Raw genomic sequence first — 22,689 nt, 5'->3', positions numbered from 1 at the left:
AACCTGATGAAATCTACTGTGTAAGAATGAATTCTGTTACGCAGAAATCAGCGCCTAAAATCAAATTGTATTAGACTAACAATGAGTTTGGGCGCGTTTTACACACAAAGCTTCGGTTGTTAGTTCTAAAAATGATACGAATCGCATTGTCATTGAGCTTTAGAATGCTGCGAATGCGTTTTCATAGACGGGAACACACCGTCGGGATGCAACTAGCACAGTTACAGGCATTTAGGGATACACATGCAGAACATCGAGACCACCTCAGACAAATACACGATACTCCTCGTTTCAGAGCCAAGCATGACCATCACAGCTTTGATTTCTTGCCTGGAGAAGGAAATTAAGAGCGCAGTGTCTTTGGTAGAGAAACAAGAAATCAGTGAGAAACTCTCTACATCTTCTGGTCTGGTGTTAATTGACCTGAGCGCTTTTGAAGGCGATACCGTCAGCTTCGTCAAACAAAGCCTCGCTCCTTTCAGCGAGCAACATGTTTTTGCACTGTTCAATGCACATGACCTTTCCGCGAAGGAATTGGCGAGTTGGCCGTTTATCAAAGGCGTATTCAAAAAAGAAGATGATCTAGAGCACCTTTGTCACGGCATCGAAAAAATGCTGTCTGGCGAATACTGGTTGCCACGTCAGAAACTGGCTGAGCTCATTCACTATTACCAACAGAACAACAACAACGCTATCGACTACTCAGAAATCTGCCTGACCAACCGTGAGCAGCAAATCCTCCGTAAACTGGTCACCGGTGCTTCTAACAGCGAAATCGCAGATAGCTTGTTTGTATCTGAACACACAGTTAAATCGCACCTCTACAACATCTTTAAGAAGATCAATGTGAAGAACCGTGTTCAAGCTGTGTTCTGGGCTAAGAACAATCTGTCAGTTATCGGTTTGGACTACCAAGGCTAAAAATTCCTGCGGCCCCCACATTCACTGCGGTTTTCATCAGCAGGGACGCAATGTTCTGCAGTGAACGCTCTTTGGCCTGAGATTAACCGTTAGATTTATTTACACTTTATTAGCTTTCTCTCATGTTCGTTCAGAACTGAGACAAATCCCCGCTCGTCAATGCGTCACAGTTATAAATGCGATGCGAAGGCAGGCCTTCCAAAAACACTTCTATATAAAGCCGCGTCTCGCTGTCTTTCGCACCGATGCGATGACACATCTATTCACTCGTCGACGTACGCATCTCCCTATTTGACAAAGGTAATCTCACTCACAGAGGGTTAGCATTATGAGCGTAATCTTAGGTACAGATCTGGCCGACACATTTGGCGGCACAAATGATGATGATTTATTGATCGGCTTTTTCGAAGACGATGTCATCGTGGGCTTTGGTGGTGATGACGTAGTCTATGGCGGTAAAGGCAATGACAGGATCACCGGTGGCGCCGGGGATGATTTTGTCCGTGGCGGTGAAGGCGACGACTACGTTGCCGGCGGCAGCGGGAACGACATCCTGTTCGCTGGTAAAGGCGATGATGTCCTCAATGGAGGTATCGGCAATGACTTACTCTACGCCCGCGAAGGCAGCAATGTGCTTTTCGGTGGCAAAGGCGATGATGCATTGATCAGCGGTACGGGAGACGATTTCCTGTTCGGTGGTGAAGGTGCAGATGTCTTCATGTTCGACAACATTCTCGGTAACGGTACGGGCAATGACCGTATTACCGACTTTGAAATCGGTACCGATTTGGTTTGGATCCGTGCAACCGGTGATACCGATTTTGCTTCATTGAGTCTGACTCAGGTCGGCAATAACACACTTGTCAGCTTAGCCGACGGCTCAAGCATCATTATGAACAACATTGATGTCGACGACCTATCAGCCAGCGACTTCAACATCATTTAATCTCTTCATATATATCAATGAATTAATATCAGGCAGCAGAATTCTGCTGCCTTCTCTCAATTCTCTGACACTGCTTCTCGAAATCCCAACAGTCCTATTTGGGTCTCATAACATGGCAATAAATCTGTCATACAGATCAGACAGTAATCTCGCACATCAAATCACTATTGAGACAATTTTCTCAACGCGATTCCTGCAAAGTGGTAGCGCGGCTAGTTGGGCGAGGTCATACCTGTCTGCCAGTCGCCGATGTGAAGAAGTGAAAAATCACCTGAGCATCGTTAAGACAAAGGTAGGTAGTATCAAAAGGACATATAAAAAATGGCTGACATTGTAGGAACCAATAATCCAGAGTCACTGGAAGGAACAAACGATGCTGATGTGATCAGCGGCCTGGGTGGCGATGATCGCATTGTAGGTTTTAGCGGCGATGACCAAATCCTCGGCGGTGCAGGTAACGATCTACTCATCGGTGGTAAAGGCGACGATCTGCTGAAAGGCGGTGAAGGCGACGATGTACTGCGCGGCGGTACAGGCGAAGACAACCTCCAAGGTGGTGAAGGCGACGACAAACTGCTTGGCGGTGAGGGCAATGATGTTCTTCACGCAAACAGCGGTAACGACTTCATGTACGGTGGTAACGGTGATGACTGGCTGTTCAGCGGCACAGGAAACGACTTCATGTTTGGCGGCGACGGCGCAGACACTTTTGTCTTCCATAACCTGCTGGGTGAAGGCACTGGTAATGACCGCGTTGTGGATTTCGAAGTTGGCATCGACACACTGATCATTCGCTCAACTGGCGACACCGACTTTGCTTCACTGGACATTACCCAAGTAGGCAACAATACGCTGGTCAATCTGGCGGACGGCTCAAGCTTTACTCTGAACAACATCACTGCGACAGACCTGTCAGCAGATGACTTTATTATCGTCTAACTCAGGCGAGCTATACTCAAAACAACCAGCAGTATCTTCCTATGCTGGTTGTTTTTTTTGGGGCTCATTAAATCTTTCGCTACGTGGCTGTATCCATACGTATAGCGATGCAACGTCATCGGATATAACATGTCTCTCACTACACAAAAGCAATTAGAAAACACTCTCGGGCAATGTAAAAAAGCGCTGGTTTTCGTTATCGCATTCAGTTTTGTTATCAACATACTGGTGCTGTGTTTGCCCATCTACATGCTTCAAATTTACGACCGCGTGATCAGTTCCCGATCTATCGATACCTTGCTGCTTCTCAGCATGATCACCATCTTTGCCCTCTTAACCATGGCGGTGCTGGAAAATATCCGGACACGTCTTATGGTACGGATTGGCGCCTGGTTTGATGAAAGCCTGTCTCCCGATATATTGAGCGGCAGTATTGCCCTACAACTGCGTCAGGGACTTTCCGCTTCCGTACAAAGCCTTCGTGACATTGCCGCCATCCGCGCTTTTATCGGTGGTAATGCGATTATCCCCGCGCTGGACGCCCCTTGGACACCGGTGTTCCTTGGCTTTGTTTTCTTGCTTCACCCTATCCTTGGCATTATCGCCACGGTGGGCGCACTCATCCTGTTCGCCATTGCCATTATCAATGACATGTCTACCCGTCAGGCGCACAAAAAGGCCAATGAAGCCTCTATCATGGCGATGCAACAGGCGGAGTCAGCAGCGCGAAATGCTGATGCCATTGAAGCGATGGGCATTATGCCTAACTTCATTAAAAGCTGGACGGCACTCAACAATGACAGCATTCAGGGGCAGGTCACTGCGAACTCGAAAGGCGCACTACTGACAGCCTCTTCAAAGTTCATCCGCATGTTGCTGCAAATCTCCATGTTGGGTGTTGGTGCTTATCTGGTGATTGAAAACGAAATGACAGCAGGTGCCATGATTGCCGGTTCAATTCTGATGGCGCGGGCATTGGCACCAGTTGAACAGTCCATTAGTGCCTGGGGTACGGCGATTTCTGCGCGTCAAAGTTACCAGCGCCTGAAAGAACAGATCCCGGCTTTCCCAGAGCGCGCGAAATCTATGCCGCTGCCAAAGCCAAAAGGGCTGATTTCGGTTGAGAAAGTCACCTACTTCCATCCGGGCGGTGCGGAGCCAGTGCTGCATGGCATTAACTTCAAGCTGGAACCCGGTGAAGCGCTTGGCATTATCGGCCCATCTGGAACCGGTAAATCAACGCTCGCACGTCTGATGCTCGGCAACCTGACACCGACAGCCGGAACCGTTCGTCTGGATAATATGGACGTGGCGAAGTGGGACCCTGACGATTTAGGCCCACATTGCGGCTACTTGCCACAGGATGTGGAGCTCTTCCCTGGCACTCTTCGCCAGAACATCGCACGTATGTCTGAAGGTGACCCGGATATGGTCATCCATGCCGCCAAACTGGCGGGTTGCCATGAGCTTATTCTTCGCCAACCAAAAGGCTACGACACCGTCGTTGGCGAGCGCGGCTTGGGACTTTCCGGTGGTGAACGCCAGCGCATTGCCCTCGCCCGTGCGCTTTATGGCGACCCTAGCCTGATTGTGTTGGATGAAGCCAATGCAAACCTCGATGGTGTCGGTGAAGCGGCACTGCAACGAGCGATTGCCTATCTCAAATCCCGCAAGGCAACCATCATTCTGGTCGGACACAGACCGAGCATGATGCAATCCATGGATAAACTGTTGGTTCTCCAGGATGCTCAAATCCGCGCCTTTGGTGAGCGCGACGAAGTACTGAAACCGCTCCTTGAGCAAAGTGCAGCCATCGCTCAGAAAGGAGGCCAGAAATGAACGAGATCCCATCCATCAAACGCCTGATTATTATTGGCTTCGGCACCATCGCACTCTTCTTCGGTACATTTGGTATTTGGTCTGTCTTCAGTCCATTGGAAGGCGCTTCGATTGCACAGGGTGTGGTTACCGTTGATAGCCAGCGGAAAACCGTCCAGCATTTAGAGGGCGGTATTATTGAGAAAATGCTGGTGACTGAAGGGGCGACGGTCGAAAAAGGCCAGCCTCTGATTTATCTCGACAAAACCCAGCCACAGGCGCAGTTGGAGCAGCTGACTTCCCGTCAGCGAAATGCCCTGGCGCGTGAAGCCCGTCTGATAGCTGAGCGTGACAATCTCGAAACCATTACCTTCCCGGAAGAGCTCGAGACAGTGCGTGATAATCCTCGTGTCGAAGAGCTCCTGACCAACCAAATGCGCATCTTCACCGCCCGCCGCGGATTCTCTGAATCACAGAAAGAGATCATCAACAAACAGCTGGCGCAGAACAATGCGGAGCTGGAAGGCCAGAAGAAGCGTCTGGAAATTGAAAAGCGTCGCCTCTCGATTATCGGCGAAGAGATTGATGGTAACCGTCAACTCGCTGAAAAAGGCTATGTGAGTAAAACACAGGTGCTACGACTGGAGCGTGAAGAGGCACAAATCCTCAGTACCATCAGTCAACTTCAGGCAAATGCCAGTCGTTTGGCTCAGAACGTAGCAGAGAGTCAGGCACAACTTAGAGAGCAGGAACTGGAGCGCATCAAAGAGATCGTTGAAGGTCTGCGTGAAAGCCGTCAGGAGCGCTACGATCTTGATGAACAAATTGCTTCTTCGAAAGATATTCTCAACCGCACCACGATTTCCGCACCGTTATCCGGCACAGTATTGAATCTTCAGGTTTTTTCTGAAGAAGGTGTTATCACTCCGGGACAGCCATTGCTCGACATCGTCCCAAGTAATGAGGGGCTAGTGATCGAAGCCAAGGTAGATCCTTCAGATATCGATCAGGTGCGATCCGGCATGAAAGCGCAGATCCGTTTGACAGCGCTCAGTATGCGAAGCGTCAAACCACTGGATGGCGAGCTTCTAACAGTATCGGCTGACCGATTGGTAGACGAGCAATCAGGCCTCGCTTATTACCTTGCCCGGGTCAAACTCATTGATAACGTTAGCGACATTCTGGAAGGCATTGAGCTGTATCCGGGAATGCAGGCAGAGGTCATGCTTTTGACCGAACCGCGCACGCCAATCGAATATTTACTGAAACCACTCACAGAAAGCTTTAATCGCGCATTTCGTGAACAGTGATCTTCGTCATAGGTCACTCAGTCTTTTCTAATCCTCAAGACTGAGTGGTGATGGCCTTCAATCAAATTCGCGTGAATTCAACATCCGATAAATTCAACGCTAAATCTCAATTTCAACACATCGCCACAGCATTTGTGGAATAAAAGTCACTTGCTGTCTGCATTTCTGAACAGCTATTGATGACTTGCTAAATAGTGTAATGACAGGGAAGTACAAATGTCACATGCCAAAATCGGACAAACTTCATCTTCTCTGCTCAGTCGCATACTGGTTTACTTACACCTCAGAAATCGCGAGATACGCAATTGGTTGAAAGTCAAACCTGAGCTAGCGAGCTTGGAATGCGTGGTTTACTTTTTAATAAGAAGAAATGAAATAGAACCAATCGCTTTCAGTCCTGATCACTACAGAGAACCTAATCATGGATAGTAGAAAAATCCGCACACATGGAACTGAATTTGCCATTCTCTATCGACTGTGTGATTTGGCCGTCATCAGCGGCACATTGGCAATTGTTAGCCAAATCTACCTGGGTTCAATCAGTGAAGCCTGGTTACATCTTGCCACGCTGATTTGTATTTTCTATCTGCTATTTGCTGAAAGCTCTCACCTTTACCGTTCTTGGCGTATCAGTAACTTTCAGGGACAAATGGTCGCAACATTGCTGCCGTGGTGTGGCGCCTGCTTACTTCTTGTTGCCTATTTCTTCTTCTCAAAAAGCGGCATTCAGTTTTCCCGTGTTGTGATGACACTTTGGTTCACTGGTACAGCTGTAGGCTTAGTACTTTGGCGCTTTATGGCGCGAGCTGCGCTAAGCCGCCTGCGCAACCATGGCTTCAACACTCGCCGTGCAGTCATTATCGGTACAACAGCCAACGGTATAGAACTGGCCCAAGAGTTTCAGCGCAACCACACGCTGGGAATTACACTCCTCGGTTTTTATGAAGATCGCAGCAGTGATCGTGTCGAAGGCACCTTACCAGCCCCTATGTTAGGCAAAGTCAGTGAAGCACTTGAACTGGCGCGCCAGGGTGAGTTGCAACACGTCTATATTGCAATGCCAATGCATGCTAAAGACCGCATCGCCCGTTACCTGAACCAGTTTGCTGACACTACGGCGACGACGTATCTAGTACCCGACTTCTTTACTTACAACCTGCTGCACAGCCGCTGGCAGACCATTGGCCACGTTCATACTCTGAGCGTGCATGACACGCCATTCAGCGGCATTGCTGCCTGGGCGAAGCGTCTGGAAGATATTGTGCTGTCTATTCTGATCTTGCTCCTGATTTCCCCAGTGCTGCTGGCTGTTGCGATTGGCGTGAAGCTTTCATCACCAGGTCCAGTCATCTTTAAGCAACACCGCTACGGGCTTGATGGCAGCAAAATCAATGTGTGGAAGTTCCGCTCTATGTCTGTCATGGACAATGGTGATGATGTGAAACAAGCCACCAAGAATGATCCACGCGTGACGCCTTTTGGCGCTTTCATCCGCCGCACATCACTTGACGAGTTGCCGCAATTTTTCAATGTGCTGCAAGGCAGAATGTCTATCGTCGGCCCGCGTCCTCATGCTGTTGCACACAACGAACAATACCGCGCCATCGTAGACCGCTACATGCTGCGCCATAAAGTAAAACCGGGCATTACTGGCTGGGCGCAGATCAATGGCTACCGCGGTGAAACTGACACTTTGGACAAAATGGAAAAACGTATTCAGTTCGATTTGGAATACATCCAGAACTGGTCGCTGTGGATGGACATCAAGATTGTCTTCGCCACCGTGTTCAAAGGGTTTGTCGGTAAGACGGCGTACTAGGGAGAGATAGGTGAAAAGCCGTAACTTATTGTTTTACTCATTGTGTACTGTCCCTCTCTCTGTACAGGCAGTGGAGCCGTTTCCTTATCAAACGGAAAATGGCATCGACATCATTCCAACGCTGCAATTCAGCGCTGGGCACGATGACAATGTTCGCAGGACAGAAACCGATCCTGTCGACTCTGCCATGTACAGGGTGACGCCAAAGGTTGTTGCCCAGCTTGAAACGCGCCGCTCAGCCTATCAGTTCGACTATACGCTTGACGCAGTGAGCTTTACCGACAGCAGCGAAGACGACTACGTGAACCACGAGCTTCATGGAAATGCATTCTGGCTGTTCGATATCCGCCATCGCCTTCGTCTTGATTACACCTATCGTGTGGCGAGCGAAGCACGCGGAACAGGGCTGACTGAAGGTTCGAGCCTTCAGGTCGATGAACCTTTACGTTTCAGACGCCATGATGCCAACGCCCGCTATATGTATGGTGCCAACGGTGCACCTGGCCGTCTGGTCGGTATCTTAGGCTATGAAGCCAAAGACTATGATGACGAAGTATTTGTCCGCACCAATGGCGTTACTGTCGACACCAAATTCTATAACTGGGACATGCCTTATGTGGCCGGTGAGTTTTATTACGCGGTCTCAAGCTATTTCCATGCGCTGACTATCTTCCGACATGAAATACGCAGTTACGACAACCTCTTTACGGGCCCTGGCGGCAGCCGTGACAACAACAACACCTTCCTTTATGGCGGTTTGGACTGGGATGTCACAGGTAAAACACAAGGGCGACTGCTACTTGGTTTCCAAAATAAAGATTTCGACAGTGACCAGCGCGAGAACTTCCAGGGTTTCAGCTGGCAGCTGAGATTGAGTTGGAAACCCACTGATTACAGTGAGTTTCGCCTAGAGGGCCGTGACTTCGCGCGCGACCCGAACCTCAACGCTGACTACGTAGAAGATCAATCCATCAAGATTGACTGGGAACATAAATGGACCCCATTAGTGACAACAACGGCCTCCGCTAGGTATGGAACCAATGACTATCCGGGTATCCGTAAAGATGACGACACCCAGTTTGACGTAAGTGCAACCTACAGCATTGCCCGCTGGTGGGATGTAACGGCAGGCGTCAGCTGGTTTGAGCGTGACTCTACGTTGACTGGCTATAGTTATGATCAAACAAGATTTTTTCTCGGCATGGAGGTGAGCCTGTGATCAAACGATTTAGCTTTATTCTTTTCGCCCTGCTGACATTTTCAGTCACCGCGTACGCTGACAATGAGCAGTACGTGCTAGATGACGGTGACAGAATTTCTATCAAAGTGTATGGCGAGGAAGACCTCTCCATGGACATTCTTCTCAGCACCCGTGGGCGATTTGATTATCCCTATCTCGGCAGGCTGGAAGCAGCAGGAAAAACCGTCGGACAACTGCAGGAAATCATTCAGAGAGGGCTGAAAGGCGACTATCTGATTGACCCTAAAGTGACGGTCAACGTTATGCAGTTCCGTAAGTTCTACGTGAACGGAGAGGTACATCATCCGGGCGGTTATGACTATCAGCCTGGGTTAACGATTGGCAAAGCCATTGCGATTGCCGGCGGTTTCACGGATCGCGCTTCAAGAAACAAAATTCAACAAACAGAAGCCAAAAGCGGAAGAACAGAAAACAACGTTGGTCTGTCGAAATCTGTTGGCCCTGGCGACATCATCGTAGTGGATCAGAGCTTCTTCTAAGAAGCCAACCGAAAGAACAGCTTTTTTTTGCGCACGGAAGATAAAAAGGACTAGTAAACATCATGAAACTTATCGAGCCTAACCCGGCCAACGAACCTGCACGTCTCGATCTCAAGCGTTACGTCGGCATTCTTCTGCGTTACTGGTTGCCGATTGCTACGTTCGTGGCGGTGGTGACCTTGGTCGCGACAGTGCTGATCCTTGCTATTACTCCGGTTTACCGTGCGACCGCAACGCTGCTTATTGAGTCTGAAGCCAACAAGGCGGTATCAATCGAAGAAGTATATACCCTAGATACCAGCCAGAAAGAGTACTACCAGACTCAATTTGAAATCCTGCGCTCTAACCACATTGCAGAAAAAGTGATTGAGGATCTGGGTATTGCCAATATCCGCGAATTCAATAATCAGGTTGGTGAGTTGTCAGGCCGTGAGAAGCTATTGGGCTTTCTTCATAACATCGGGCCATTGCAGCAGTTCCTTCCGGAGCCGGTTTCTCCTTCAGAGCTCACCGATGATGCTTCTGCGCGCCAAGCTGTTTTGAATAAGTTTAAATCGCACCTAACAATCGAACCGATTCGTAATACGCAGTTAGTTAACATCCATTTTGGTTCTATCGATCCTGAACTGGCAGCAAAAGTCGCCAATGCTCTTGGTCAGGCTTACATTGAGTCCAATCTGGAAGCCCGTTTGGTGGCCACCCAAACCGCGTCGTTCTGGATCACCGAGCGCCTCACAGAACTGAAAGACAATTTGGATGCCGCCGAGCTTGCCCTGACCAACTTCCTGAAAGAAGAAGGTCTGATAGAGCTTGATGATATCGACCAGTTGGCGGGCTCAGAACTCACTAACCTGTCTATTCGCGTTAACGAAGCACGTGAACGTCGGGTTGCGGCACAAAGTCTTTTTGACCAACTGAAAAACAACGCCAGCGGCAGCCTGATGACAGTGCCGGAAATCTCCAACCACCCTCAGGTACGTGACGTTAAAAATGCCGAAACAGATGCAGAACGCCGTGTTTCAGAGCTGGCTAAACGCTATGGTCCAAAACATGACAAAATGATCCAGGCTCAAGCACAGTTGGACGCGGTCCGAGAGCGTATGTACTCGGTGATCAATAACCTGGCGCAAGGCATTGAGAAAGAACTGAACAGCGCACGTCAGCAAGAGCGCGCGCTGGTAGCACAGCTTGAAAGCAAGAAGAGCGATTACCAGAATATCAGTGCAAAACGTGCACAGTATGATTCACTCAAGCGCGACGTTGACTCTAACCGCCAGCTCTACGATTTGTTCCTGAACCGCCAGAAAGAAACCACAGTTGCTGGCGACTTCGATGCAGTGAACGCACGCTTCACAGATCGTGCAGCTGTCCCTCAACATCCATCCAGCCCTCAGACGGGCAAATTGATCGTGATCAGCGCCGCATTCGCCCTGCTGCTCGGTATCGTTGGTGCGTTTTTAGCGGATGCTTACCGCAACACCATTGAAAAACCTGACGATGTTGAGGAGAAGTTGGGATTGCAGCACCTAGGATTTCTGCCCCGTGTAAAAGCAAAGCGATTCAAGAATGTACCGCTTGATCACACACTTTACCTGGACCCAGATGAAGCTTTGTTCAGCGAATCGGTCCGTACTATCCGCACTTCTATTCTGCTTACGCTCACCAACAGTAAGCGCAATGTGCTTGCAGTGACTTCTTCACTGCCCTCTGAAGGCAAAACTACCGTGGCGATGAGCCTCGCCCAGTCCCTTGCCAAGATGGAACGCACGCTCTTGATTGACTGCGACCTGCGAATGCCTGCTGTCGGACAGCGTTATGGCTTGCCACGCAACCAAGCGGGACTGAGTAATGTACTGGTGATGGGCGCACCAGTGACGGATTGCATCTATCACGATGATGAAACGCAACTCGATATCCTGCCTGCTGGCCTGTTGCCACAAAACCCGCAGGAGCTTCTGGGCTCAACCAAGTTCTCGGCACTGATCAACCAGCTGAAACAGAGCTATGACAGGATCATTCTCGACACCCCACCGGTACAGGTGGTGAGCGATGGATTGATTCTGGGGCGTCTGGCTGGTGGCATGATCCTGGTGGTGAAAGCAGAAGCAACCACGGAGAAACAGGTCAACCGTTCGATCAGTCAACTTGTTCGTCATGACATCGCCATCGATGGTGTAGTGCTAAACCAACTCTCCGCCAAATATGCGGAGGAAAAATACAAGCTGCACTATGGTTATTACAACAATAACAAGCAGGATGACGAAACACTGGAAGCGAGTTAATCGCTTTCAGAACAAGGATTAACAATACCAATGAAAACCAGTTTTGATGTTTTTAACGGCGATGCTGACGGGATTTGCGCCCTGCTTCAGCTTCGCCTCGCCACCCCGAAAGACAGCGTACTGATCACCGGGGTAAAGCGTGATATCGCCCTGTTGAAACAGGTCGATCCCGCTGTCGCCCAAGACGTGACTGTGTTGGATGTGGCCATGGAGAAAAACCGCGCTGCGCTGGATAACTTATTGTCACAGGGCGTGCGTGTATTTTACGCCGACCACCATAACCCGGGAGAAGTGCCGGATCATGCGTCGCTGACCACACATATCAACACCGCCGCAAATACCTGCACAAGTCTCATTGTCGACAAACTGCTGGATGGCCGTTACCGCGAGTGGGCTCTGGTTGGCGCGTATGGCGACAACATGATTGCTACCGCTGACACACTGGCCAATAAATCAGGCCTGTGCGATCAAGACCGCATCAAGCTGATGCAATTCGGTACTTATCTTAACTACAACGGCTACGGCTCATCGCTCAGCGATTTGCTGTTCGCACCCGCGGAAATTTACCGCCTAATGGCAGCTTATCCATCGCCATTTAATTTCATTGCCGAGCGTCCGGATGTCTACGCGACACTGGAAGATGGTTTTGTCGGCGACAGTGAAAAAGCGGCTGCGATTATGCCTTACTCCGAGCGAGCAGGTTCCCGTGTGTTTATGTTGCCGGATGAAGCCTGGGCGCGCCGTATCAGCGGCGTGTACTCCAATGATTTAACCAACCGCGACCCGGAAGTGGCGAACGCGGTGATCACTGCCAAAGCAGACGGAAACTATCTGGTTAGCATCCGCGCGCCGCTGAAAAACCGCGTTGGTGCTGATGAACTGGCAGCCTCTTTCCCAACTGGCGGCGGCCGAAAAGCTGCGGCAGGCATTAACTCCCTGCCCGCAGAATTGCTTAACGATTTTATTGATGCGTTCCACCAGCGTTACCCGCTGGATACGTAAAAAAGGACTGACCATGGTGGACAAGATTTCGCTAAACCAAACCCATCTCAAACAGCTTGAGAACGAGTCGATACACATCATCCGGGAGGTCGCCGCTGAGTTCGATAACCCCGTGATGCTTTACTCTATCGGTAAAGATTCGGCAGTCATGCTCCACCTGGCGATGAAAGCTTTTCACCCGGGTAAACCGCCCTTCCCATTGCTCCATGTCGATACGACATGGAAGTTCAAGGAAATGATTACCTTCCGAGATGAATTCACCAAGCGTCATGGTCTCGATCTTCTGGTGCATATCAATCAGGAAGGCGTGGACATGGGTATGGGACCGTTTACCCATGGCAGTGCCAAACACACTGATGTGATGAAAACCCAGGCACTGAAACAGGCACTGGATAAATACGGCTTTGATGCTGCTTTTGGTGGCGCGCGCCGTGATGAAGAGAAAAGCCGCGCTAAAGAACGTGTTTACTCGTTCCGCGACAAACACCATCGCTGGGATCCAAAAAATCAGCGCCCGGAACTTTGGGACGTATACAACGGCCGTGTAAACAAAGGCGAGAGTATCCGTGTATTCCCGCTTTCAAACTGGACCGAGCTGGATATCTGGCAATACATCTATCTGGAAAACATCGACATCGTACCGCTGTACTTTGCCGACAAGCGTCCAGTTGTCGAACGTGATGGCACCCTCATTATGGTGGATGACGACCGTATGCCCTTGGAAAAAGGCGAGAAACCGGAAATGAAATCTGTGCGTTTCCGTACCCTTGGTTGCTACCCACTGACAGGCGCGGTGGAATCAACGGCGGCGACGCTGCCTGAGATTATTCAGGAAATGCTGCTGACCAAAACTTCAGAGCGACAAGGCCGTGTGATTGACCACGATCAGGCGGGCTCCATGGAGCAGAAAAAACGCGAAGGCTACTTCTAAATAATCATAAGCCTCGAAAAACATTTAAACATTTGCTTGCCTGCACAAGGAGTGACTCATGAGTCATAGCTCATCGCTGATCGCATCGGACATCGAAGCCTATCTTCATCAGCATGAAAACAAGGATTTGCTACGCCTGCTGACCTGCGGCAGCGTGGATGACGGTAAGTCGACCCTGATTGGTCGTCTGCTGTTCGATACCAAACTGATTTTTGAAGACCATCTCACCAGTCTGCACAAAGACAACGCCCGCGTCGGTAACGCCGGTGAAGCGCTGGATCTGGCGCTGTTGGTAGATGGCCTACAATCCGAGCGCGAACAAGGCATCACCATTGATGTGGCCTACCGCTATTTCTCAACAGAAAAACGCAAATTCATCATTGCTGACTGCCCAGGACACGAGCAGTACACCCGCAACATGGCGACGGGTGCATCTAACTGTGAACTCGCGATTGTGATGGTCGACGCACGTAAAGGGCTGCTGACCCAGACCAGACGCCACAGCTACATCGCGAGCCTGCTTGGCATAAAACATGTGGTTGTTGCCGTGAACAAAATGGATTTGGTCGATTTTGACCAAACCGTGTTTGATTCCATCCAGGCAGAATATCAGGCAATGGCTTCCCAATTGGGCATCAAAGACGTCCGTTACGTGCCGATTTCAGCACTGGCAGGTGACAACGTGGTCAGTGCCAGTGAAAACACGCCTTGGTACAAGGGTCCTTCTCTGATGGGGCTTTTGGAAGGTGTCGAAATCAGTCGCGACCAAAATCTCGACCAAATGCGTTTCCCGGTCCAGTTTGTGAACCGCCCTAACCTCGATTTTCGCGGTTACTGCGGCACCCTCGCATCAGGCATTCTGCGCAAAGGCGATACCGTTATGGCATTGCCATCCGGCCAGCAAAGCACAGTCACATCGATTGTGACTTATGACGGAGAGATCGATGCCGTTGCGCCGAAAAATGCGGTGACCGTGACTTTAGCAGACGAAATCGATATTTCCCGTGGTGACATGTTAGTGCACCCGGACACCGCTCCTACTGTCACAGACAGCCTTAGCGCCAGCATTGTCTGGATGTCGCAGGACACCATGAAGACCAAACGTGACTATGACTTCAAGTTCGCCAGTCATAACGTGACAGGTCGCATTACTGGCATTGAACACAAAGTCGATATCAACAGCTTTGAAACGCTGTCAGCCAATGAGTTGGCACTGAATGAAATCGGCAAAGTGGATTTACGTCTGAATGCACCGGTCGCGGCAGATAATTACAGCCTGAACCATAAAACAGGCGCGTTCATTGTGATTGACCGTCTCACCAATATCACGGTGGGAGCTGGCATGGTGGTAGCACTCCACGCACCACATGAACAAAAAGCGAAACGTACCTACACCGCGGCAGAAATTGCGTTGAACCGTTACATCCGCGAGCACTACCCGGAATGGGAAACCAAATCGGTCGAATGAACGTGGATACGTTGACGCTAAAGGCGAGGGTCTGTTGACCTTTGGTGATGATTTTTGCAGCAGTTTGTGGGGACTTTATACAAGGCAGAGGCTTCGATGTGTAGCTAGCCTACATGAGAAGCCGATAACGCAGGAGAAAGTCCCCACAAACGCTGCCCGAAGGGTTCTGCCCTAAGCGTTTTATGCTTTGTTAAGGTGTGTTTGCTTAGAACCACTAGGCGACACACACCTCGCCGCGCCTAAAACGCTTAGGGCTAGAACAAAATTTCACCCCCAAAGGTTAACAGACCCTGAGGAAGAGAGAAGCACCACCATGGCGGTAAAAGTACTGCACATCATTAATGATCTGTCACGAAACGGCGGCGCTCAGCGTTTTGTCGTTGATTTGGCGTGCCCAACGCCTGAGGGATACGAGAGCAAGGTCGTGATATTGGACGATATCAACGACCTGTCCAGCGAGCTGGAAGCTGCCGGTGTGGAATGCATCGTCTGGAAAAAGCTGTCCCTAAAGGAAAAGTGGCAAATTTTAAGATGGCCTGATGTGGTACATGGCCACCTCTTTCCCTCTATTTATGTAGCGCTGGCAGCGTTTGGTAAGAAGCGAATTCAAACTGAGCACAACTCGCATAACAGACGCCGCGACCACATCTGGATGAAGCCTTTCGAATGGCTGCTTTACTGGCGCTACCAGAAAACCGTGTGTATCACAGGGCAGGTACAAAATGCGCTGGAAGATTTCCTCCCGCATTGGAAGAAGCACTATTCAGTGATCCTCAATGGCATCAACCTCAGCAAGTTTTCCATGCAAGAGAAGCAGTCACCTGCAGAAGATGCGCCTGTTCGTATCGGCATGGCGGGGCGACTGCACCCTTATAAAGACCACCCAACGCTGATACGTGCGCTTGCCAGATTGCCAGCCCGCTATGAACTTCACCTCGCTGGAGATGGCGATCGCCGGAGCGAGTATGAAACCTTGGTCAAAGATCTTGGTCTTGAAGACAGAGTGGTCTTCCACGGTGTGCGCTCAGATATTCCTGTGTTTTTGGACGGGCTGAACATCTATGTTCAGAGCACCATTATCGAAGGATTTGGTCTGGCGGCAGTGGAAGGCATGGCCGCAGGATTACCCGTTCTTGCATCGAACGTTCAAGGCATCGATGAGGTGATCGGCACCGAAGAATATCTGTTTCCCTTGGGCGATGACGAAGCACTTGCTCAAAAGATTGCTTCAATTTGTGAAGACCCTAAGAAATACACGCAGGCATCGCAACGTTCTTTGTCACGCTGCCAGCTCTATAAACTGGAGACTTTCCGCGAGCAATATTATCAAGCTTATCAGGAGCTAGCGGATGACAAGATCGCTTGAACATGCAGCAGCCCTCGCCGTTGTTCTGTTTTTTGTCCCCACAAAAATCAGCGTAGCCGGTGTCAGTCTTTATCTTGCAGACTTTGTCGGTATCGCTGCGCTCGGCTTTCTTGGTCTTACGGCTATTCGCGGAAAACTGCTGCAATCGACCTTGCGTGCGGGTGGCTTCATTTTTGTCTTTGCCGCCTACATCGTGCTAACCGGGATCATTAGCAGTGTGCCGCCGAAGCTTGTCGTTATCGAAATGATCCAGTGGCTTTCTGTGGCCGCCTTTCTCGGTGTACTGCATCAAGCCGGCCTGTTAGCGTCCCCTCGTTTTCTGTGTCTTGTTGCGATTTATACCTTTATGGGAGCGCTTTACACGGCGGGGTGGCACTTAATGCACCCCGAGTACAACGACTTCAAAAAGCTTGGAAACACCAAGTATTTCTTCGGGTTTACCTGCGCCCTGCTCTACATCCTGCGTGACCAGATTCGCTTTGGTCATATCTTGCTTGCGGCAGCAGCCATCATGCTCTTGATGTCCGGCGAACGTAAAGCCCTGTTAGGCATTGCAGCGCTCATCGCCTGCGATCTGCTGTTTTGTCGTGACGTGTCGCACCCACGCTCCCGGCAAACCGCCTTTGCACTGGGCACGCTTGGATTGATGGGCGGTGTACTGGCACTGCTTTCTGTCTGGTATATGGTTGGCACACACGCCATTCTCGATAAGTTTGAGTTTACCCAATTCGACATTCTTTTCGCCGACCAACATGAGGCGCGTTGGGATTCTGAGTTATGGCGAAAACTGCTGCTGGCCAATGGTTTTGCTCTGTTCCTGGAATACCCAATATTCGGCGTTGGGCCCAAAATGCTGCCCGTCTACATCGCTAACTATTTTCAGAATCAGGAACTGGCTATCTACACCCATAACTTTGCCCTCGATGTGGCGATTGAATATGGCTTGGTAGGACTTTCCATTCTTATTGGTGGTTTCCTGCTGGGTCTTCGCCACCTGTTTAGGCAACGCTTTATCAACCCGGTGTCATTTCTGCTGGCGGTTTACATTCTCGCCATGGTGCTCTTTGTCGCTGTGAACAGCACCATCATGCTGATGTTCCTATTTCCCTTTTTCATCAATACGCGTACAGCTCCAAAACCTTTACCCGAAGCATCCATTTCTTCAACGCAATCTCTGGACGCCGTGACGCCGCTTTCAACCATCGAGTTTCAAGAGGATAAAAAATGAAGTTCAGCCTAGCCCGACAGCGCGCTTTTGACCAAACCCTGAACGCGCCGGATTTTGTCCTGGTTTACCAAATGGGAAAGGTTGGCTCATCGTCTATTGAAGCATCCCTTGAGCATGCAAATATTCCCAGCTGGCACATTCACACCTTCGACGATAACGAAGAGTTCCAGATGTACCATAACACTGACGATGTTTCGTGCTTCTTCGACTGGCATATTCGTGCGGCGTACAAGCTAACCCTGTCGCACCGTAAACGCATTTTGCAAAAGCGTGATCACCTGAAAATCATCACTCTGGTGCGCGACCCGATAGCTACCGTGGTCTCCCGTTTCTTCCAGGATCTGCACATTCAGTTCATTGCTGGTAAAAAGAATGAAGCCATTCATGGCGATATGGATGCCACGCTGCGCCACCTGACTGATGCCTTTGAAACCCAGATGCGTCTGGATTACTTCACCGATTGGTTCGATAGGGAACTAAAGCGTCAGTTCGACATTGATGTGCTTAAACATGTTCAGGACCCATCGCAAACGTACTGGCGCATCGAGCAAGGTGGCTGCGATGTGCTGCTAATGAAATGTGAAGCGATTAACCAATCAACAGATGTGCTGGGTGAGTTTCTTGAACTGCCGGACTTCAAGCTGCAATCAAGCAATGAAGCGTCCAACAAATGGTATTCCGCGCTTTATCAACGCTTTAAAGAAACCTATCCCTTTGAGCGTTTGTTCCACCTCTATGATGCGCCTTTGTATCGCACCGTCTACAGTGAAGAGGAAATCACTCAATTTAAGAAGAAATGGGGGCAGTAATGAAAACCGTTCTCCATATTACGGAAGCGTTTGGTGGCGGTATTCAAACCGCGCTCTGCAGCTATGCGAAATCGACCCAAGAGGACCCGATTCGACATCACCTCTTTGCCAGGCTACGCCCCAATGATGATACCGGTATGGCGATCACTACCCTTTTCGATGATGTTCAAACCATGGAAGGGGGATTATTGGCTTTCTTCCGTGAAGCGAGAAAAGCGGTACTTCAGCTGCAACCAGATGTGATCCACCTTCATTCCAGCTTTGCTGGGTTTCTGGGTCGGTTTCTACCCAAAAAAGGCAACACCAAAATTGTCTACACCCCGCATTGCTACGCATTCGAGCGCCGGGACATTTCTGATTTCATGCAGGAAGTGTATATGCGCCTTGAGAAATTAGGCTTATCCCGCATCGACATGATTGCCGGCTGCAGCGAGAGGGAGTGTGAACTTGGCTTTGCACTGGGCGCAAAAAAAGCCGTGCACCTTAATAACTATGCTGACCTTGATAGAGAACTGGCATCACTTGAAGCTGACAGTGAAACGCCCCCATACAATGTGATGGTTGTTGGACGAATCTCGCCACAAAAAGACCCGCAGTTTCTGCTGGATACTATTACCAGTCTGAACGAATACCCAGAAGCCACCCAAATCAAACTGCATTGGCTGGGCGGTGGCGATCCGGAAATGGAAAAAGCATTGCGTGACGCTGGCGTAGAGGTCACCGGAATGATCCCTCACCAGCAACTGATGCAAACCTTAAACAGTGCAGATCTATACCTTCATACCGCTGCATGGGAAGGCATGCCGCTCACTATTCTGGAAGCAGCCAAACTACGCATCCCTATGGTATTGCGCATTATCGGTGCAACGCAGAACCTGCACTATCCGTTTATGGTGAGCTCACCAGACACCATGGCCAAACAAATCGTTAACTACTGTAAGCGTCCTGACCACCCGGACTATCAGCAAGCGATTGATGCTTTCAACAGCGATTTCAGTGCGGAAAAACAACGCGAGGCGTTGCACCTGATTTATGAGGCCTAACCAATGAGCGTGGTCGTGGCTCTCTTGATTGCAGGGTTGCTGGTCACGCTGCTGCTTACCAACCTGCGCCCGGCTTTGGTGTTCGGCGCTGTGTTCACTGCACTTCTGCTGCTCGATATTGTCCCTGCTATTCAGCTTTTCAATAACTTCACCAACACCGCGTTGATCACGCTGGTACTCTTGGTCATGGTCTCTGTGATCTTAGAGCGCACACCGCTCATCAGTGCGCTGGGTCGCTGGTGTACCAGTGGCAACCTTCGAAAGGTGACATTCCAGACCACACTTTCTGCGGGCCTGCTTTCAGCCGTCATTAACAATACGGCGGTGGTTTCTACCCTGATGAGAAGCATGACGAGGAGCTCACACCCAACCAGTAAATTGCTGATACCGCTTTCTTATGCAGCCATTCTCGGGGGCACCATGACCTTGATTGGCACTTCAACCAATCTTTTGGTCAACGGTTTTACTCTCAACGCAGGTTTGCCAGGTATTGGCTTTTTCGATTTTACGCTGATTGGTGTTCCGGTTTTCCTCGTTGGTGTTGCTGTCATCACTCTTATTTCTATCAGAATGCTCCCGAGCCGGAAAAGCAATCAAGACGAATCCTCTCAGGCATACCTGTTGGAGTCCCAGCTTGATGAAGATTCGCCACTTATTGGCCAAAGCATCGGGCAAAGTGGACTTCGTCATTTAGAGCGTTTGTTCCTCGTTGAATTAGTTCGCCGAGATCGCATCATCTCCCCAGTTTCTCCCTCAGAACGCCTTCAGGGTGGCGATATTCTGGTTTTCTCTGGTGATTTAGATGCCACAGCCCTGCTTGATAAATTCAAAGGGTTATCGCTGAAAACACAAGGTGAGCAGCTTCCCTCTGATAACCTCGTCAGTGTGGTTGTTACTCCTAATGCAGTGATTTCAGGGAAAACAATAAAATCCCTCAACTTCCGAGCGCAATTTGGTGCTGCGGTCGTCGCCGTCAAACGTGGTGAAGATCAAATCCGCGGCGGTCTGGGTCAGGTCAAGCTGCAAGGTGGTGATTTGTTAGTGCTGGCAGTGGGAGAGGACTTTTTCACTCGAGGAAATCTGGCTCAAAACTTCATCTTGGTCGGGCAACAGGAAAACAATGCGTTGCTCTCACGCTCCCAGTCTTTGCTCTTTTGCGTGGGTGCGATTAGCGCGCTTGTCGCGAGCTTTCTGGAATGGCTACCGCTCTACAAAGGATTGATTCTGCTGCTGGCCATTGCTGTTGGTGCACGTCTGGTGTCTATTCACGATTTAAGACGCCGCTTCCCGTTTGAACTGGTCCTGGTGGTTGGCTCTGCTTTGGGGTTAGCACAAGCTATCGCCCTGACAGGGCTTGCAGATACGCTTGCAGATATCATTATGAGTATCGGGAACGCAGGTGGCGCTTTCGGGGCATTAGTGATTTTGTATCTCGCCACCTGGATGATGACAGAACTCATCACCAATAATGCCGCCGCAGCAATAAGCTTTCCCGTAGGTTTAGCCATTGCCGCTCAGTATCAAATTGATCCTATGCCATTTATCATGACCGTGGCCTTTGCAGCCAGCTCCAGTTTTCTTTCTCCTTTTGGCTATCAAACTAACCTTATGGTTTATACGGCAGGTCGTTATGTGCCGAGAGACTACCTTAAAGCCGGGCTGCCTTTGAGTCTGGTTTATGGTGTGCTTGTGCTTTCTCTTATTCCTTTCGTCTTTCCCTGGTAAGGCCGTTCCATGATTTCTCAACTTGTTCACCGCATTCAGTCCATGGAACCTGCCCGCCGACAGTTTCTGTTTCACGCAGCCCTTGCAGCCATCTTCCGGGTTCTTTCTGCTGCTGCGGCGTTTTTACTTAGCGTGGTTGCCGCACGGGTACTTGGCGCAGAACAATCAGGCCTGTTTTTCCTTGGTATGAGTCTTGCGATTTTGCTGGGCACTCTCTGCCTGATGGGGATGGAAAACGCACTTCTGCGGTTTATTGGACTGGCTGGAGAACAGGAAAATGCGAACTTAACCAATCAAGTCTTCACCAATGCACTGTTTGCAGTGCTCCCCTTCTCAGCGATGGTCGGTGGAATGACCTATTTGGCTGCACCTTGGCTAGCAATCAATGTGTTTAGTAAACCCGAAGCGACAGAAAGTCTGAGATACTTTTCTCTGGCGATACCGTTTGTCAGCCTGTTCTTTCTTAACGGCTATGCGCTTCAAGCAACGCGCAAAGTCATTGCCTCTGTCTGTTCCATGCAACTTGGTGTGACTGTCCTTGCACTGCCCGCTCTCTTGATGCTCGCCCATTATCAGCCTAATCCGATGGCAGGCACAGCATCTGTGCTTTATGTCATTGCCTCCGGGCTAGTGGTGTTAAGTGGTATGTGGTTATGGTTTCGAGTGCCGACACATCGCCTCGATACCAGTGACCGCAAGATGCCGGCACTTTGGAAATCTGTGCCTAACCTTTGGTTGATTTCGGCCACCAGCCAGGCAATCCCTTGGGCGTCCGTGGTGATTGTAGGTCTGTTTGTGACCTCTGAGGAAGTCGCCTATTTTTCTGCAGCTCAACGAACGTCCCTGCTCATCAGCTTTATGTTGATGGTCATTAATTTCGTTGCTGCTCCGAGGTTCTCGGCACTATTCAAAGCAGATAAGTTCGATGAGCTGAAACGGTTGGCTCAATTTTCTACCCGTCTGATGATAGTATTTTCCATCCCGGTGTTAACGGTTGTTCTCATCTGGCCGGATACTATCATGGCACTGTTCGGCAAAGAGTTTTCACAATCAGGTCAACTTCTGGTTATCTTGGCCGTTGGCCAGACCATCAATGTGATGACAGGATCTGTCGGATTTCTTCTCACTATGTGTGGCTATGAGAGAGACATGCGAAACATTACCTTGTTTGCCGGGATCCTCACCGTGACTTTGATACTGATATTTACGTCATTATGGGGAATCGTCGGTGCGGCCCTAGCAGTGAGTATTGGCGTGAGCACACAGAACATTCTCGCTGTGCACAAGGTCGAAAAACGACTCGGTTTTTGGCCTATCGGATAAGCCTATCTTGTTGAAGACT

At 50.0% G+C, this 22,689-nt stretch carries 18 protein-coding genes; all 18 read left to right on the top strand.

Annotated features, from left to right (window positions below; all coding sequences use genetic code 11):
• Window positions 1-243 precede the first annotated feature (243 nt).
• The 18 genes from GCE9029_RS18735 to GCE9029_RS18650 all read left to right on the top strand — a co-directional run bounded on the left by GCE9029_RS18735 (window position 244) and on the right by GCE9029_RS18650 (window position 22,670).
• The gene (locus GCE9029_RS18735; RefSeq protein WP_062665885.1) at window positions 244-921 is read left to right on the top strand and encodes a LuxR C-terminal-related transcriptional regulator; all 678 of its coding nucleotides are present in this window, start codon (window positions 244-246) and stop codon (window positions 919-921) included.
• A 328-nt stretch (window positions 922-1,249) separates the two neighbouring features.
• Entirely contained in the window at window positions 1,250-1,867 is a 618-nt protein-coding gene (locus GCE9029_RS18730; protein WP_062665883.1) for a calcium-binding protein, read from the top strand.
• A gap of 321 nt (window positions 1,868-2,188) precedes the next feature.
• Window positions 2,189-2,806 carry a calcium-binding protein gene (locus tag GCE9029_RS18725; RefSeq protein WP_062665881.1) on the top strand — a complete coding sequence of 206 codons (618 nt, stop codon included), beginning with the start codon at window positions 2,189-2,191 and terminating at the stop codon, window positions 2,804-2,806.
• Window positions 2,807-2,935: 129 nt separating this feature from the next.
• Window positions 2,936-4,645 carry a type I secretion system permease/ATPase gene (locus tag GCE9029_RS18720; protein WP_062665879.1) on the top strand — a complete coding sequence of 570 codons (1,710 nt, stop codon included), beginning with the start codon at window positions 2,936-2,938 and terminating at the stop codon, window positions 4,643-4,645.
• On the top strand, window positions 4,642-5,934 hold the full coding sequence (locus tag GCE9029_RS18715; RefSeq protein ID WP_062665877.1) for an HlyD family type I secretion periplasmic adaptor subunit: 1,293 nt from the start codon (window positions 4,642-4,644) through the stop codon (window positions 5,932-5,934). The genes GCE9029_RS18720 and GCE9029_RS18715 overlap by 4 nt, the downstream gene beginning before the upstream one ends.
• A gap of 421 nt (window positions 5,935-6,355) precedes the next feature.
• Entirely contained in the window at window positions 6,356-7,753 is a 1,398-nt protein-coding gene (locus GCE9029_RS18710) for an undecaprenyl-phosphate glucose phosphotransferase (RefSeq protein ID WP_062665875.1), read from the top strand.
• Window positions 7,754-7,763: 10 nt separating this feature from the next.
• Window positions 7,764-8,972 (top strand): outer membrane beta-barrel protein, encoded by a 1,209-nt coding sequence (locus GCE9029_RS18705; RefSeq protein ID WP_062665873.1) that lies wholly within the window; start codon window positions 7,764-7,766, stop codon window positions 8,970-8,972.
• Complete coding sequence (locus GCE9029_RS18700) at window positions 8,969-9,493, top strand: polysaccharide biosynthesis/export family protein (RefSeq protein ID WP_062665871.1); 525 nt, start codon at window positions 8,969-8,971, stop codon at window positions 9,491-9,493. Before GCE9029_RS18705 ends, GCE9029_RS18700 begins: the two co-directional genes overlap by 4 nt.
• A gap of 62 nt (window positions 9,494-9,555) precedes the next feature.
• On the top strand, window positions 9,556-11,775 hold the full coding sequence (locus tag GCE9029_RS18695) for a GumC family protein (RefSeq protein WP_062665869.1): 2,220 nt from the start codon (window positions 9,556-9,558) through the stop codon (window positions 11,773-11,775).
• 30 nt (window positions 11,776-11,805) lie between these two features.
• Complete coding sequence (locus tag GCE9029_RS18690; protein WP_062665867.1) at window positions 11,806-12,777, top strand: DHH family phosphoesterase; 972 nt, start codon at window positions 11,806-11,808, stop codon at window positions 12,775-12,777.
• A 13-nt stretch (window positions 12,778-12,790) separates the two neighbouring features.
• The gene (gene cysD, locus GCE9029_RS18685; RefSeq protein ID WP_062665865.1) at window positions 12,791-13,708 is read left to right on the top strand and encodes a sulfate adenylyltransferase subunit CysD; all 918 of its coding nucleotides are present in this window, start codon (window positions 12,791-12,793) and stop codon (window positions 13,706-13,708) included.
• A gap of 58 nt (window positions 13,709-13,766) precedes the next feature.
• The gene (gene cysN / locus GCE9029_RS18680) at window positions 13,767-15,176 is read left to right on the top strand and encodes a sulfate adenylyltransferase subunit CysN (RefSeq protein WP_062665863.1); all 1,410 of its coding nucleotides are present in this window, start codon (window positions 13,767-13,769) and stop codon (window positions 15,174-15,176) included.
• Between the two features lie 313 nt (window positions 15,177-15,489).
• Window positions 15,490-16,542: a glycosyltransferase gene (locus GCE9029_RS18675; RefSeq protein WP_062665861.1), complete on the top strand. Its 1,053-nt coding sequence runs from the start codon at window positions 15,490-15,492 to the stop codon at window positions 16,540-16,542.
• Complete coding sequence (locus GCE9029_RS18670; RefSeq protein ID WP_062665859.1) at window positions 16,526-17,770, top strand: O-antigen ligase family protein; 1,245 nt, start codon at window positions 16,526-16,528, stop codon at window positions 17,768-17,770. Before GCE9029_RS18675 ends, GCE9029_RS18670 begins: the two co-directional genes overlap by 17 nt.
• A complete protein-coding gene (locus GCE9029_RS18665) occupies window positions 17,767-18,579 on the top strand; it encodes a putative capsular polysaccharide synthesis family protein (protein ID WP_062665857.1) in 813 nt (270 codons plus the stop codon). The genes GCE9029_RS18670 and GCE9029_RS18665 overlap by 4 nt, the downstream gene beginning before the upstream one ends.
• Window positions 18,579-19,622 carry a glycosyltransferase family 4 protein gene (locus GCE9029_RS18660; protein ID WP_062665855.1) on the top strand — a complete coding sequence of 348 codons (1,044 nt, stop codon included), beginning with the start codon at window positions 18,579-18,581 and terminating at the stop codon, window positions 19,620-19,622. Before GCE9029_RS18665 ends, GCE9029_RS18660 begins: the two co-directional genes overlap by 1 nt.
• Before the next feature lie 3 nt (window positions 19,623-19,625).
• Complete coding sequence (locus GCE9029_RS18655; protein WP_062665853.1) at window positions 19,626-21,347, top strand: SLC13 family permease; 1,722 nt, start codon at window positions 19,626-19,628, stop codon at window positions 21,345-21,347.
• A 9-nt stretch (window positions 21,348-21,356) separates the two neighbouring features.
• Window positions 21,357-22,670 carry a flippase gene (locus GCE9029_RS18650; protein WP_062665851.1) on the top strand — a complete coding sequence of 438 codons (1,314 nt, stop codon included), beginning with the start codon at window positions 21,357-21,359 and terminating at the stop codon, window positions 22,668-22,670.
• The last annotated feature ends 19 nt before the right edge of the window (window positions 22,671-22,689 follow it).

Origin of the sequence: Grimontia celer (genome assembly GCF_900055185.1) — a bacterium.
Taxonomy (GTDB): Bacteria; Pseudomonadota; Gammaproteobacteria; order Enterobacterales; family Vibrionaceae; genus Enterovibrio; species Enterovibrio celer.
The sequence above is the reverse complement of the archived record's forward strand: the minus strand, read 5'-3'. Positions and strand labels throughout refer to the sequence as shown.